The organism is Streptomyces sp. NPDC002092 (assembly GCF_053593775.1).
Genome location: NZ_JBSFDG010000003.1, coordinates 166286 through 180819 on the forward strand (window position 1 = coordinate 166286; position 14534 = coordinate 180819).

The 14534-nt window shown below is 71.3% G+C and carries 13 protein-coding genes; 6 read left to right on the top strand and 7 right to left on the bottom strand.

What is annotated here, in order from left to right; all coding sequences use genetic code 11:
• The first annotated feature begins 262 nt into the window (after window positions 1-262).
• On the top strand, window positions 263-448 hold the full coding sequence (locus ACWCRD_RS08245) for a hypothetical protein (protein WP_181922421.1): 186 nt from the start codon (window positions 263-265) through the stop codon (window positions 446-448).
• 45 nt (window positions 449-493) lie between these two features.
• Here ACWCRD_RS08245 and ACWCRD_RS08250 read toward each other — a convergent pair whose 3' ends face one another.
• Together ACWCRD_RS08250 and ACWCRD_RS08255 are read right to left on the bottom strand one after the other, a co-directional pair.
• The gene (locus tag ACWCRD_RS08250) at window positions 494-2137 is read right to left on the bottom strand and encodes a DNA repair helicase XPB (RefSeq protein WP_450965121.1); all 1644 of its coding nucleotides are present in this window, start codon (window positions 2135-2137) and stop codon (window positions 494-496) included.
• A 136-nt stretch (window positions 2138-2273) separates the two neighbouring features.
• Window positions 2274-4805, bottom strand: coding sequence for a helicase-associated domain-containing protein (locus tag ACWCRD_RS08255; protein WP_450965122.1), 2532 nt, complete (start codon window positions 4803-4805; stop codon window positions 2274-2276).
• A 336-nt stretch (window positions 4806-5141) separates the two neighbouring features.
• On the opposite strand from ACWCRD_RS08255, the gene ACWCRD_RS08260 reads away from it, so the two are divergent.
• From ACWCRD_RS08260 to ACWCRD_RS08275, 4 genes are all read left to right on the top strand, one after another.
• Window positions 5142-6746 carry a PstS family phosphate ABC transporter substrate-binding protein gene (locus tag ACWCRD_RS08260; protein WP_450965123.1) on the top strand — a complete coding sequence of 535 codons (1605 nt, stop codon included), beginning with the start codon at window positions 5142-5144 and terminating at the stop codon, window positions 6744-6746.
• Between the two features lie 96 nt (window positions 6747-6842).
• Window positions 6843-7817 (top strand): hypothetical protein, encoded by a 975-nt coding sequence (locus ACWCRD_RS08265; RefSeq protein ID WP_450965124.1) that lies wholly within the window; start codon window positions 6843-6845, stop codon window positions 7815-7817.
• 129 nt (window positions 7818-7946) lie between these two features.
• Window positions 7947-8579 (top strand): HAD family hydrolase, encoded by a 633-nt coding sequence (locus ACWCRD_RS08270; protein ID WP_450965125.1) that lies wholly within the window; start codon window positions 7947-7949, stop codon window positions 8577-8579.
• Between the two features lie 363 nt (window positions 8580-8942).
• Complete coding sequence (locus ACWCRD_RS08275; RefSeq protein WP_450965415.1) at window positions 8943-9998, top strand: SGNH/GDSL hydrolase family protein; 1056 nt, start codon at window positions 8943-8945, stop codon at window positions 9996-9998.
• A gap of 123 nt (window positions 9999-10121) precedes the next feature.
• Here ACWCRD_RS08275 and ACWCRD_RS08280 read toward each other — a convergent pair whose 3' ends face one another.
• On the bottom strand, window positions 10122-10370 hold the full coding sequence (locus tag ACWCRD_RS08280; protein WP_266956643.1) for a hypothetical protein: 249 nt from the start codon (window positions 10368-10370) through the stop codon (window positions 10122-10124).
• Window positions 10371-10534: 164 nt separating this feature from the next.
• Here ACWCRD_RS08280 and ACWCRD_RS08285 point away from each other — a divergent pair, with 164 nt between their 5' ends.
• Entirely contained in the window at window positions 10535-10918 is a 384-nt protein-coding gene (locus tag ACWCRD_RS08285; RefSeq protein ID WP_450965126.1) for a cold-shock protein, read from the top strand.
• A gap of 22 nt (window positions 10919-10940) precedes the next feature.
• On the opposite strand, the gene ACWCRD_RS08290 is transcribed toward ACWCRD_RS08285, so the two are convergent.
• The 4 genes from ACWCRD_RS08290 to ACWCRD_RS08305 all read right to left on the bottom strand — a co-directional run bounded on the left by ACWCRD_RS08290 (window position 10941) and on the right by ACWCRD_RS08305 (window position 14469).
• Window positions 10941-11804, bottom strand: coding sequence for a 1,4-dihydroxy-6-naphthoate synthase (locus ACWCRD_RS08290; protein ID WP_450965127.1), 864 nt, complete (start codon window positions 11802-11804; stop codon window positions 10941-10943).
• The gene (locus ACWCRD_RS08295) at window positions 11794-12462 is read right to left on the bottom strand and encodes a futalosine hydrolase (protein ID WP_450965128.1); all 669 of its coding nucleotides are present in this window, start codon (window positions 12460-12462) and stop codon (window positions 11794-11796) included. The genes ACWCRD_RS08290 and ACWCRD_RS08295 overlap by 11 nt, the downstream gene beginning before the upstream one ends.
• Window positions 12463-12491: 29 nt before the next feature.
• Window positions 12492-12983: a DUF2771 domain-containing protein gene (locus tag ACWCRD_RS08300; RefSeq protein ID WP_450965129.1), complete on the bottom strand. Its 492-nt coding sequence runs from the start codon at window positions 12981-12983 to the stop codon at window positions 12492-12494.
• 61 nt (window positions 12984-13044) lie between these two features.
• Window positions 13045-14469, bottom strand: a complete 1425-nt coding sequence (locus ACWCRD_RS08305; protein ID WP_450965130.1) for an MFS transporter — start codon at window positions 14467-14469, stop codon at window positions 13045-13047.
• Between the last annotated feature and the right edge of the window lie 65 nt (window positions 14470-14534).

The window sequence follows — 14534 nt, forward strand, 5'->3', positions numbered from 1 at the left end:
TCCGTCCGGGCGACGGCGCTCCGTGGAGGGAGGCGGGCAAGAGCGGAGATTCTAGGTGAACGGGGGAGACGGAGGCCAACGGTTTTTCCACCCCCGTCCACCCCTGTCCTCCCACCCCGCTGCCCTCCCCCTCAGGGTCCCCTAGGGGATGTCCCCGTCATACCAGGGAGGGACGGCCACGACCGGAGTCGTACGCGGCGCCGAAGGAGGTTCGGTCCGCAGGCCGATGCTCCCTTTATGCCAGCCGATCCACCATGGATACATGAGCGCAGCAACCATCACCCCAGGCCCCGGCCGGCCGGGTCCGCCCGGCGCCACCCCCGTCCTCGGCAGCCACCGCCACCGCCTCGGCGACGCCCTGCGCGCCCTGAAGGTGTTCGCGGGCGCCGCCTTCGACGTGGTCATCCTCGGCGAGTACGGCGAGGAAGCGGGCGTTCGCCGTAAGTGACGGCACAGACGGCCCCGCGCCTTCCCTGCGGGGGACTTGCTGTGCTCAGCCCTCCGCCAGGAGTTCGTCCGCGTCCACGATCCGGTACGCGTAGCCCTGTTCCGCCAGGAAGCGCTGGCGGTGGGCGGCGAAGTCCTGGTCGATGGTGTCGCGGGCGACGACCGAGTAGAAGTGCGCCTGGTGGCCGTCGGCCTTGGGGCGCAGTACCCGTCCGAGCCGCTGGGCCTCCTCCTGGCGTGAGCCGAAGGTGCCCGACACCTGGATGGCGACCGTCGCCTCCGGCAGGTCGATGGAGAAGTTCGCGACCTTGGAGACGACGAGGACGCTGATCTCGCCCTCGCGGAAGGCGTCGAAGAGCTTCTCGCGCTGGGCGTTGGAGGTTTCTCCCTTGATGACGGGAGCGTTCAAGTGCTCGCCCAGCTCGTCGAGTTGGTCGATGTACTGCCCGATGACGAGGATCTGCTGGCCGGCGAAACGGCGGACGATCGCCTCGGTGACCTTCCGCTTGGTCTCCGTCGTCGCGCAGTAGCGGTACTTCTCCTCCTGCTCGGCGGTGGCGTAGGCGAGCCGCTCGGAGTCGGTGAGGTTGACCCGGACCTCCACGCAGTCGGCGGGCGCGATGTAGCCCTGCGCCTCGATCTCCTTCCACGGCGCGTCGAAACGCTTCGGGCCGATCAGCGAGAACACGTCCGACTCGCGCCCGTCCTCCCGTACGAGGGTCGCGGTCAGCCCCAGCCGCCGCCGTGCCTGCAGATCCGCCGTGAACTTGAAGACCGGCGCGGGCAGCAGATGCACCTCGTCGTAGACGATCAGCCCCCAGTCGCGGGAGTCGAAGAGCTCCAGGTGCGGGTAGATGCCCTTCCGCCTGGTGGTCAGCACCTGGTACGTGGCGATGGTGACCGGCCGGATCTCCTTGCGCGTACCGCTGTACTCACCGATCTCGTCCTCGGTGAGACTCGTGCGCTTCACCAGCTCGTGCTTCCACTGCCGCGCCGAGACGGTGTTGGTGACGAGAATCAGGGTCGTCGACTTCGCCTGCGCCATGGACCCGGCGCCGACGAGCGTCTTGCCGGCCCCGCACGGCAGCACGACGACGCCGCTCCCGCCGTGCCAGAAGTTCTCCACGGCCTGCTTCTGGTACGGGCGCAGCGCCCAGCCGTCCTCGTTCAGCTCGATCGGGTGCGCCTCGCCGTCGACGTACCCCGCGAGGTCCTCGGCGGGCCAGCCCAGCTTCAGCAGCGTCTGCTTGATCTGCCCGCGCTCGGACGGATGCACGGCCACGGTGTCCGGGTCGATCCGCGCCCCGACCAGCGGAGCGATCCGCTTCGAGCGCAGGATCTCCTCCAGCACCGGCCGGTCGGTGGTGGTGAGCACCAGCCCGTGCGCGGGGTCCTTGCTGAGGGTCAGCCGCCCGTACCGGTCCATGGTGTCCGCGACGTCCACGAGCAGCGCGTGCGGCACGGGATACCGGCTGTACTGCACGAGCGCGTCCACGACCTGCTCGGCGTCATGCCCGGCCGCCCGCGCGTTCCACAGCCCCAGCGGCGTCACCCGGTAGGTGTGGATGTGCTCGGGCGCCCGCTCCAGCTCCGCGAATGCCGCGATGGCCCGGCGGCACTCGTCGGCCTGCTCGTGGTCGACCTCGAGGAGCAGGGTCTTGTCGGACTGGACGATGAGTGGACCATTCACGCGGGGCACCCTTTCCGTGGGCCGGACGTCTCGGCCAAACGCCTCGGCCAAACGTCCAGTGTGCCGCATACGCCGATGATCACGGGCGGTCGTGAGGTGGCGGTGGCCGATCGCAGGCGGTCGTGTTCGGTCGTGGTCAGTCGTCCGCGAGTTCGGCGACGCCCGTGACCCGGTGCAGGGGATATGTCCGTACCTCGTCCGCTGTGTGGTCGTAGGCCGTCACGAAGCCGCCCTCGACGCGGATCGGGGCGATGACGCGCTGGCTGGCGGTGCCTTCGGCGTTGACGTAGCCGATCCACAGGGCCTCGCCGGTGAGGACGGCGGCCTGCATGGTGGCGAGGGTCTCGGCGGAGGTGGTGCGCGGGAGGTCGCCGCTCGGAGTGGCCGACGAGGTCTGCTTGCGAGGGGTCGTGGAGGCCAGGTCGCCGGCCCGGATCGCGCGGATCGCCGCCGCCAGGAGCGTGGTGTCGGGGGTCGGCGGGCCGTCCGGGACCGGCTCGGGTGCGGTGCGCGGCGGGGTGCGGTGGGCGGCGGCGCGGGTGATCAGGACGTCGCCCTCCGCCGACTCGGCGGCCGGTGCGAAGCCCATCGCGCGCAGCCCGTCCAGGAGGGCCGCCGGGTCGGCCTGGGTGGCGAGGACGGTGGGCGCGAGGCGGCGCAGCCGCAGGGCGGCGGAGCGCTTGTCGGCCATGATCTCGTTGAGCATCGTGTCGTCGTCGCAGCGGACGTACGCCGAGGCCGCGCCCACCCGCAGATGCCCGTGTTTGCGGGCCACGTCGTCGATCAGATACGTCAGCGGCTGCGGTACGGGCGTGCGGGAGTGGGCGCTCAGGAAGGCATGCAGGTCGGTGGCCGTGCGGCCGGCGTCCAGGGCGCGCCGTACCGAACCCGGTGTGAAGCGGTAGACCGTGGCCCCGCCCTTCGACTCCACGTCCGCCAGTACGTCCAGCATGTCGGCCAGCGGGCGCTTCAGCGGGCCGGGGGCGACCGCCGTCAGGTCCGCCTGGAGCAGCACGTGGTCCAGGGGTTCGGGGAGGAGCGGGGCGAGGAGACGGCCGGCCGCGGCGGAGGCGGTGGCCTGTTCGGCGGGGGACAGGGGCTCCACGACGAGCGGCAGGTGGTGGACGGGGAGCTTGTCGCCGGGGCCCTCCTGCGCGGGTTCGGCGTCCTTCGGCGCGGGTGAAGGCGCGGGCGCGGGCGCCCCGAGCAGTGCCCTGCCGTGCGCCGACAGCGCGCCCCGGCCCGTCACGCCCAGCATCTCCGCCTCAGACAGCGTCCAGGTGGCGAGCCGTCCGCGCAGGTCGTCGTTCTGCTGGGGGCCGCGCAGGGGCCGCTCCCAGCGCAGCCGGGCGAGGACGGACTCGGCGGACGGGGAGGCGCCCTGCGGCAGCCCGGCCAGCAGGCTCAGCACCCTGTGCCGTACCTCCGGGGCCGCGGAGCGGTCGAGGCCCGGCCCCAGCGCCGACAACGTGCGTTCCTTGGCGTCCCGCCCCCCGACGACGCCCGCCGTCCGCGTCGCCGTCAGCCACGCCTGCGCCAGCTGCGCCCAGCGCTCGGCGGCCGGCAGCTCCAGCCACTCGTCGTAGGCCGGGGTCGCCGCATACCGCTCGTCGGCCTCCCCGTCGGACGCCAGCAGCCCGGCCGCGTAGGCGAGCTCGACCCAGAAGGCGGCGACGGGCTCGGACACGTCGAGCGCGACGGCGGTGCGCTTGAGGTCGCGCACGCTGAGACCGCCGGCCCGCAGCACCGTGGGCCCGCCCTCGTCCCAGTCCTTCAGCAGCTCCTCCACGGTCGCCAGCGCCGTGTACGCCTGCCCGGCCGCCGTCGTGTCCACAACCTGTGGACGGTGCGTGGCCGTCACCTCCAGGGCGGGCGGCAGCGGCTCGACGGCACGATGCGCACGGCCGCCGCGCAGGTGCAGGGCCACCTCCCGGGGGAGTACGACGGTCCCGGGCGCCGTCGGCAGCAGCAGCCCGCGGTCCAGGAGCCAGCGAAGCCGGGGCGCCGGATCGGCCGTGACCTGCCCGTACGGCGGCCCCCACACCAGGCGGTCCAGCACCTCCCGGGACTCCGGGGACGCCTCGGCCAGCAGCGCCTCCATCCGGGCGCGGTCGCCGAACAGGGCGGTCAGCGAGGCCACGGCGGAGACCGAGTCGTGGGTCGAGGGCAGGCCGACCGCGGTGACGATCTCCTGGATCCGGCCCGGCGACATACCCGCCGTCGCCTCCTGAACCGTGGGCCCGAGTCCCGTCGGCGACGGGTGCTGCGGTGACGGGGCGAGCAGCTCACGGGCCGTCCGCACCAGCCGCAGCCGGTCGTCGCCGCCCCACACCAGGGCCTGCTCACGCAGGGTGCCCAGGGCACGGGGGAGCGCCGCTGCGACCGCCGGGTCGCCCCCGTCACCGCCCATCAGCCCGAGCAGCTCCTCGTATCCGGCCGGATCCGCGGCCACCGCCAGCGCCTCGGCCGTCTGCAGCGCGAAACGGTCCAGCCGCTCCAGCGCCCGCACGACCGACGCGCGGGTTCCGGCCCGGGTCGCCAGCTGGGTGAGGTCGGTGGGGACGGGCGTGATGAGATCGGGGCGGGCGCGCAGCAGTGCCGCCAGGGAGGCGTCGTCCCTGTTGCGCAGTGCCTCTGCGAGTGAACGCGGAGCGGCCGGGGTGCTCATCCGACCCACGGTAGCGGGTTGCCTCCGTCGGTTGCGCTGAGCAGGTTGCCTCCGGCGGCTTGGCGGAGCAGGTGCGGGTGAGTGGGGGCTCGCGTCCCTGGGGGCTCCGCCCCCAGACCCCCGATCGGCCCGAGGGGCCTCGTCCTCAAACGCCGGACGGGCTGATTTGGCTAACGGGACGTTTCACAGTTGACCACCGGATGAACTTCGGCAGGACGATTGCGGCAACCCTGGCCCCACCCGGCACCCACTGGTCACCCTGGGCTCCCTGTCAACTGCACGGTGGTTGCGGGCGATTGGGCGTTCGGCGGAACACGGGGGAACTGGGGGCCCGGGGTGAACCTCGACTTCGACAAGTGGGTTGCTCTCATCAGTGTCGGCTTTCCCTTTGCGGCGTTCCTGTGGGAGTTCGCCGTCGTGGGCCGCAAGCGGCTCGGCTACCGCGTGCAGATGGACACGCTCGCCGCGGACGCGACCCAGTCGCCGTACGCCGGAGTGCTGCGGGACATGCAGCAGGACGGCCATCACCTGAAGGATCCTTCCTTCGTCCTGCTGCGGATCGAGAACGCCGGCACCGCGCCGATCGAGGAAGGCGACTACCTCACCCCCGACAGCGACCCGTGCGGCATACGCGTCACCTTCCGGGAGCGCCAGGTCGCGGCCCTGGTGGTCACCGAGCTGAGCCAGGACGAACTGCGCGACTCCTTCATCCGGGACAACCAGGCCGTCCCGGGCTTCGGCCACGACAACCACCTGCCCGAACGGCAGGGCGTCATCCGGCTGCCGAAGGTGAAGCTCCCGGTGCGGGCCGAGTACAAGGTCCTGGTGGTGCTGGAACGCTGGCCCGACGACCAGAGCAGGGAGCCCTTCCCGAAGCCCGTCTTCCGCGGTGCCGTCGGTGGCCGGCGCCGCTGGTTCGACCCGGTGCTCCGGTTCTTCCGGTTCAAGGTGGCCAGGACGGAGAGCCATGTCTTCGCGTCCCGCCCCGCCTGGTTCGGCATCGTCCTGCTGGCGATGGCCGTCGTGGTCCAGGCGGGCCTGACCCTCTTCGTACGCGACGAGCCCGCCCCGCTGGACTGCGTCGGCGGCACCCTCCACCTCGGCGGCTCCACCGCCTTCGCACCCGCGGTGAAGGCGGCCGCCGACGAGTACGTGAAGCTGTGCGCGGCCAAGGGCGCGCGGATCCCCGTCGACGGCGGCACCTTCCAGGGCAGCGGGAACGGCGTCGCCTCCCTGGAGAAGACCGGCGCGGACGCCGGGATATCGGGCGACGAAGGGCTCCGCGACCACATCGCCTTCACCGACGGCCCGGCGGAGGGCACCCACCCCCAGATCCTGCCGCGCCCGGTCGCGTACACACTGTTCACACTCGTCGTCAATGAGGACGCCAAGGTCCACAACCTCTCCCTGCGGCAGGTCCGCGACATCTACGCGAAGAAGATCACCAGATGGTCCGAGGTGGGCGGCGCCGACCTCCCCATCCACCTCGTCGACCGCTACCGCAACTCCGGCACCCGCAACGCCCTCGAACAGCGCGTCCTCCAGGGCCGGCCCGTCCCGGAGGCCGACGTGAACGACTGCACCGCCCTGGACCGCGACAAGCCCGGCGTCTGCGAGGCCGACAGCACCGACAACCTGCTGGACCGCACGGCCACCATCCCGGGCGCCCTCGGCTACAGCGAGGTCAGCAGCGTGGCCTCCGGCCGCCTCGTCAAGCTCCGCATCGACGACATGCCGCCCACCCTCGACGGCGTCGAGAACGGCACCTACCCGTACTGGCAGACCGAGTACGCCTACACCTACGGCGAACCGCCTGCCGACTCCATCGCCGCCGCCTTCCTGCGCTACCTCACCGACCAGGGCGGCAAGGACGTCCTGCGCCAGTACGGCAACCGCCCCTGCTCGGAGACCCGATACCCGCTGGTGTGCCGACCGACGTGACCCCGGCCTGCGCTACCGTCGTCCCCACGGGAGCACCTCGGGAGCACCTCGGGAGCACCTCGGGAAATCCAACGCACCCACCCCAAAGGGGAATTCGTGGGTATCGAGAGCGACAAGGTCGTCTACGAGTACCTGAGCCGCGTCGGCGACGTGGCGCAGCAGCGGCAACTGCCGTCCGCCGCACGCATGCGCCTGGTCTCGGAGCTGCGGGGCGAGATCGACCGCCGCCGGGCGAAGGCCACCGTCGACAGTCCCGCCGCGGTCCGCCGCATCCTCTCCCGGCTCGGCACCCCCGACGAGGTCGTCGCCGCGGCGTCAGGCACCGCCTCGGCGCCCGCGTCGACCCCCACCCACGTGCCGCTACAGCGCGACGACGAACCCGACGACAGCAGGCGCCTGCCGAAGAGCCTGCGCCGGGCCGTACCGCGCCCGCGCCCCGCCCAGTCGGCCCGGCCCGAGACGCCCGCCCCCTCCCCGCCGCACATGGCGAGCGCCGAGGAACTCGGCAACAGCGCGACCCAGCCCGACTGGTGGCGGGTCGACAGCACCCCCTTCGGCGAAAGCGTCCCCGGCTTCACCGGCGGCGTGGAGATCCCGGACCTGCTCAGGCCGCCGCGCCCGAAGGAACTCGAGAAGGAGCCGCCACCGGTCGTGGAGCAGGCGGTACCGGAGGCCGAGGAGGAGACCGCCCCCGAGGCCCTCGCTCCCCGTCGCCGCCTGGCGCTCCCCGTCGGCGGCTGGAGCAACCCGCTCCTCCTGATCGCCGCCGGCCTGCTCGTCGTCGGCGCGATCCTCGGCAACTGGTTCGCCCTGCTGCTCGGCTGGCTCATCGCCTACGCCTCCCGCCGCCTCACCCGCAACGAGTCCAAGTGGGCGGTCATCGGCATGCCCGGCCTCGCCGTCACCGCCGGCCTCATCTGGCTCTGGGGCAGGAACACCGGCCGCTGGGGCACCCCCATACCCCAGGGCCACATGAACGAGGCGCTCGCCCAGACCTGGCCGTGGGTGGTGCGGGGCGCAGCCGTGCTGTCGGCTCTCTTCATCACCTGGCGCTCACAGAAGCGCCTCTGAGCGGCGCTGCTCATCGCTCGGCGCTCACACAAGCGCCCCAGGGGGCGCGGGGAACTGCGCGACAAGCCCCCACCACCCGCAGCCGCCACACAACGAGGTAGGACCGAGCTAGTAGGCACAATGACCCGTATGGCCTACACAACCCCGCTCCCCCCTACCGTCGGCTTCGACCTGGACATGACCCTCATCGACTCCCGCCCAGGCATCCACGCCTGCTACCTCGCTCTGTCCGAGCGGACCGGGACATACATCGACGCCGACCTGGCCATCACCCGCCTGGGACCACCCCTCGCCGAGGAGCTCATCAACTGGTTCCCGCAGGAGCAGGTCGCAGAGATGGCCGACCTGTACCGCTCGATGTACCCAGCGATCGCCATCGCCGCGACCCCCGCCCTGCCCGGCGCCCGCGAGGCCATCGCCGCCGTACAGGCGGCCGGCGGACGCGCCATCGTCGTCACGGCCAAGTACGAGCCGAACGCCAAGCTGCACCTGGAACACCTGGGCATCCACCCCGACGAGGTCGTCGGCGACCTGTGGGCCGAGCAGAAGGCGGAGGCGCTGCGCGAGCACGGTGCCGGGATCTACGTCGGCGACCACACCGGCGACGTACGCGGCGCGCGCAAGGCGGACGCGCTGTCGGTGGCCGTGGCGACCGGGCCGTGCAGCGCGGAGGAACTGAGCACGGCCGGGGCGGACGTCGTCCTCGCGGACCTCACGGAGTTCCCCGGCTGGCTGGCGGACCACCGCCCAGTTGATCACTGAGCGACAGGCTACCAACGGGTCCCGTCATCAAGTGCTGATTGATGGGACCATTCTGACGGTTACACGTGTCGTAGTGATCGTCAATTTGTAGGCATCCCCTACCCAATGCGCCGGCCACCCCGCTAGATTGACGCCCACGCCTCGGAAGTGAAGTCGGGTGGATCCCGCTCTCATGGCAGCAGTGATCCCATCTATACCTTCACGAAGGCGTTCTTCGGGTGCCGGAAACCACAGCGGCTGAGTTTGCTACGTCCCCACATCTCATGCCATGTCTTCCGGCGCCCACACCCCCCAGCAACTGGAAAGCGCACATAAGTGATGAGATCCCTTCAGCGTTTCGGCCCCGGGCTGGCCATCTCCGCTCTGACCGTTGTGTTGAGCATGCCCGGACTGGCCGCCGCCGACGAGGCGACCAACGGCAAGGACACCACGTACTACATCTCGCTCGGCGACTCCCTGGCCTCCGGCTACCAGCCGGACGTCGACAAGGACACCGGCCTCGCCTACACCGACCAGCTCTACGCGCAGCTCAAGCAGCGCGACCCCGGACTGAAGCACATACGCCTCGGCTGCACCGGTGAGACGACGGAGTCGCTCATCAAGGGCGGAAAGTGCGACTACCCGCACGCCAAGTCCCAGCTGAGCGCCGCCCTGCAGGCCATGGCCCAGCATCACGGCAAGGTCGCCTACGTGACGCTCAGCGTGGGCGCGGACGACGTCCTTCTGCGCTGCGTGAGCCGCCCGGCCGGCACCCTCGACGGGGCGTGCCTGAAGAGCGCGAGCCAGACCATGGTGAAGAACCTCGCCCAGATCGCGGGCGCGCTCCGCAAGGCGGGCACGAACAACACCCAGTTCGTGGGCTCGACGTATCACAACCCGTTCCTGGCGGCCTGGCTGCAGGGCGCCGCGGGACAGCAGGCCGCCAGGGAGTCGGCATCCCTGGTCGGGGCCGCCAACGCGGGGATCGCCCAGGTGTACAAGTCCACCGGCTTCAAGGTGGCGGACGTGGCCGGGGCCTTCTCCTCGGACGACTTCACCACCCAGGTGAACGTGCCCGGCGCGGGTGAGGTGCCGGCGAATGTGGCCAAGATCTGTCAGCTGACGTGGGCGTGCACGAAGACGGACCCCCACCCCAACGCCGACGGCCACAAGGTGATCGCAGGCGCCTTCGCGGCCGTGCTCGCCACCGGCGACGCACCTGGTACGGGCGCGACCCCGGCCCCGACCTCCAGCGGCTCGGCCACGCCCGTGCCCGGCAAGAACACCGGGGCGAACCACCCGACCACGAACGGAGACCTCGCCGAGACCGGCGCGTCGAACAACACCCCCGTCCTCGCGGGTGCCGGTCTCGCGGTCGTGGCCGTCGGCGCCGGCGCGGTCTACTTCGCGCGCAGGCGTCGTACGGGCGACGAGGTCTGACAGGCAGTCAGCGCAGCGAACTCCAGCAGCAGGCCGTCCGCGGTGTCGAGGGCGGCCTGCTCGGCTTGGTGCTCACCGACGCGGAGCGTCGGCCGCACCTCCTTCTGTGAGCCGGCCGGCAGGCTACCGCCCGGCGCGCGCCTGACGGCGGCCCGCCGCGATCGACCGCAGCACTCCGGCGCCGGCGATAAGGAAGCCGACCCCCATGAGCATGCTCAGTCCGAACATGTACGTCGGAAATGGCCTCGCGTGGAGGAACAGCGGAGCCACAGTGACGAGTGTGGCCAGCGCACCGAGGAAGAACACGATGGCACCGGCACGGATCAGTCGGTCACCGGGCTCGGCGGAATTCGTTTGGGTTTTGTCACGCACCGGACCAGGGTAGTTCCCTGCGCGAAGGAACAACCCGGCGACGTCTTGTCACCGGCCTGAAGACCATTAGCCTTGGTACCGGCGGGTCCGCGACGACCCGCCCGAGTGCTATCAAGAGCCGTTTCCGAAGCAGTTTTCCGACGAGTACGAGGACGAGGACAGACGTGCCTACCGGCAAGGTCAAGTGGTTCAACAGCGAGAAGGGCTTCGGCTTTCTCTCCCGTGACGACGGCGGCGACGTCTTCGTCCATTCCTCGGTCCTCCCCGCCGGAGTCGAGACGCTCAAGCCGGGCCAGCGAGTGGAGTTCGGTGTGGTCGCCGGCCAGCGCGGCGACCAGGCGCTTTCCGTCAGCGTCCTGGACCCGACCCCGTCGGTCGCGGCCGCCACCCGCAAGAAGCCGGACGAACTGGCCTCCATCGTCCAGGATCTGACGACGCTCCTGGAGAACATCACCCCGATGCTCGAGAAGGGCCGCTACCCCGACAGGGCTTCCGGCAAGAAGATCGCGGGCCTGCTGCGCGCGGTCGCCGACCAGCTGGACGTATAACCCTGAACAATTTCCGTATCCGCTACGGGAATTCGAGCGCATCCGGGCCGAGGGGCGGCACCAGCCCCTCGGCCGCGGCGCGCGTGAGCAGTCCCCGCACGGCCGCATAGCCGTCCACGCCCAGGTCGTGGGTGAACTCGTTGACGTACAGGCCGATGTGCTGGTCGGCGACGGTCGGGTCCATCTCCTGGGCGTGCTCCATGACGTACGGGCGGGAGACCTCGGGCTCGTCCCAGGCGGCGCGTACGGACGAGCGGATCGACTCGGCGAGCCCCGTCAGCACCTCCGCCCCCAGCGACCGCTTCGCGATGATCGCGCCCAGCGGGATCGGCAGCCCGGTGGTGTCCTCCCAGTGCTCGCCCATGTCGGCGAGCTTGTGCAGGCCGTAGTTCTGGTACGTGAAGCGCGCCTCGTGGATGACGAGCCCCGCGTCGGCCTTCCCGTCCCGCACGGCGGGCATGATCTCGTGGAACGGCATGACCACGATCTCGCCGACCCCGCCGGGCACCGTGTCGGCCGCCCAGAGCCGGAACAGCAGATACGCCGTCGACTTCTCGCTCGGCACGGCGACGGTGCGGCCCGTCAGATCCCCGGGCCCACGCGTGAGCACCAGCGGCCCGCAGCCCCGCCCCAGCGCACCCCCGCACGGCAGCAGCGCGTACTCGTCGAGGACGTACGGCAGCACGGCGTACGACACCTTCAGGACGTCGAACTCGCCCCGCTCGGCCATGCCGTTGGTGATGTCGATGTCCGCGAAGGTCACATCCAGCGCGGGGGCGCCGGGGACGCGGCCGTGGGCGAGGGCGTCGAAGACGAAGGTGTCGTTCGGGCAGGGCGAGTACGCGATCTGCAGGGGCGGTGCGGGGTGTACGGGCTCAGTGGTCATGCCGGTTCCAACTCTCCAGTACGGGCGCAAGCTTCCCGAAGGCCTCCGTCAGGGCCGTGAGGGCGTCGCCGATGCGCCAGGCGGCGCGGTCACGCGGGCCGACCGGGTTGGAGACCGCGCGTATCTCCAGCGCCGGCACGCCGTGCGCGGCGGCCGCCTCGGCCACCCCGAAGCCCTCCATGGCCTCGGCGAGGGCGCGGGGGTGGCGGGCGCGCAGGGCGGCGGCGCGCTCGGCGGTGCCGGTCACGGTGGAGACGGTGAGTACGGTGCCGGTGGGCGCCCCGGTCGCGGCCGCGAGGTCTCGTACGAGTGCTTTCGGCGGACGGTGGGTGACGGTCCCGAAGCCGAGCTCCGTCACCGGGACGAAGCCTTCGGGGGTCTCGGCGCCCAGGTCGGCCGCGGTGATCTCGTCGGCGATCACGAGGGAGCCGACAGGGGCCTCGGGCTGGAAACCGCCGGCGATCCCGGCGGAGACCACGAGGTGGTAGGGGGTGCCGCTCAGGGCGGCGGTGGTGAGGGCGGTCGCGGTGGAGGCCGCGGCGAGCGCCGGGCCCACACCGGCGGCGATCACCAGGTGGTCCTCGCCCGTGAACGCCCGGGCCACCGCGTCCCGTTCTGCGGGGACCGCGGTGGCCACGAGGACACGTACGGAAGACACGAAGGACCCGGCGGGCTCGGCAGGCGGGGTCAGTCGTTCTTCTTGAGCTTGAAGGACCACAGACCGGTGACGGTGCTGCCGCTCTTCTTGCCGTCGCCCGCCTTGATGGTGACCAGGGTGGAGTTGCCCTGGGCGCCGTACTGGGCGTTGAAGAACACGCTGCCCGGAATGGTGCGGTACGTCTTGTTGCTGTCCTCGGTCAGGGGCTGACCGTTCATCAGGATCGTCCACCGCTTGTCGGCGATCTTGGGGTCGACACCGATGCGGACGGTGTCGTCGGGGTCGACCTTGATGGACTGGATGTCCTTGTCCTTCAGGCACTTCGCGAGGTCCGCGGTCTGCAGGGTCTTGCCCTCACCGCCGCAGGTGGCCTCCTCGCTGACCGAGGAGCGGCCGACCGTGATCGTGGAACGCGGCGTCGGCTTGTCGCACGCCGACAGGACGAGCAGTCCGGCGGAAACGGCGCCGGCGGCGGCGACGGCGCGGCGGCGTCGCACAGCATCGGATTGCATCGAGGTCATGGGCGAAGGCTATAGGGCGTGTCCGACGCTCTCTTTACCTGGGGGGCGGCGTGCCTGTGTGTTACGCCACGCGAGGCTTCGACGCGCCCCCGTGCCGGGCCGAGCCGAGCAGCCCGCGGACCGTGGTGGCCCACCCGAGGGCGATCACCGCGGCGGCCAGGGACAGCCCCGCAGCGCCGTTCAGCGGCATCACGATGCCGATCGCGCCGCCCAGCACCCAGGCCATCTGCAGCATGGTCTCGGAGCGAGCGAACGCCGACGGGCGCACCGTCTCGGGCACGTCCCGCTGGATCAGCGCGTCCAGCGCCAGCTTGGCCAGGGCCTGCGAGAACCCGGCGAACGCGGCGAGACACGCCACCAGGAACGCGCCGAAGAAGATCGCCGCCGTGACCGCCACGCCGAGCACGATCGGCAGCACCGTCACGACGATGAGCTCCGGCGCCCGCTGCCGCAGCCACGCCCCGACCGCCGTACCGAGCGCGTTGCCCGCGCCCGCCGAGACGGCCACCAGTCCCAGCGACACCGCCGCGCTCTCCCCGGTCAGCGGATGCTCACGCAGCAGGAAGGCGAGGAAGAAGGTCAGGAACCCGGACAGCCAGCGCAGGGCCGCGTTGGCGCCGAGCGCGTGGGTGACCGCGATGCCGACGGTCCTCAGGCCCGGCTTCTTGACCGGTTTGATGTGCGGCCCGTGCAGATGCGCCTCGTCCGCCGCCAGCAGCGCCGTGTCCTCACCCTTGGCCGAGTCCACCTTCGGCGCCAGGGAGAAGGACAGGAACATGCCCCAGATGTAGATCACGAAGGCGCCGTACAGCGGCCAGCGCGGACCGATGGCATGCAGCCCCGCCCCGATCGGCGCCGCGACACCGGTGGCGAGAAGACCGCCGAGCGTCACCCGGGAGTTCGCCTTCACCAGGGAGAACTTGGGCGGCAGCAGCCGGGGCACGACCGCGCTTCTGACCACGCCGTACGCCTTCGACGCGACCAGCACGCCCAGCGCGGCCGGATACAGCTCCAGGCTGCCGCCGGCGACGGCCCCGGCGATGATCAGTGCCAGCAGCGCGCGGGCGAGCATCGAGCCCGCCATCGCGGCGCGGCGGCCGTGCGGCAGCCGGTCCAGGAGCGGGCCGATGACGGGGGCGAGGACGGTGAAGGGCGCCATGGTGATGGCGAGGTAGAGCGCGACCCGCCCCCGTGCCTCGTCGGTCGGCACGGAGAAGAAGACGGTGGAGGCGAGGGCGACGGTGACCATGACGTCACCGGCGCCGTTCACCGCGTGCAGTTCGATCAGCTTGCCGAGGCCCGACTCACCGGCGCCGTGCGCATGCGTGGCCTTCCTGATCCCGCGGGCCGTTCCGGTCACCGGGAAGTGCAGCGCACGGCCGATCGCGCGGACGGACCCGACGAACCGGCCCGAACCGCCACCACGACTGCTGCCCCTTATCCCACCGACCCTGGTGGCTCCTTGGGGCGTCCTTGCGGCTGCCACTCCGTCATAGTGCCCCGAGAAACCTGTGTGTAGTGCGGTTACCGCGCGTATGGGCGCGTAGTTCC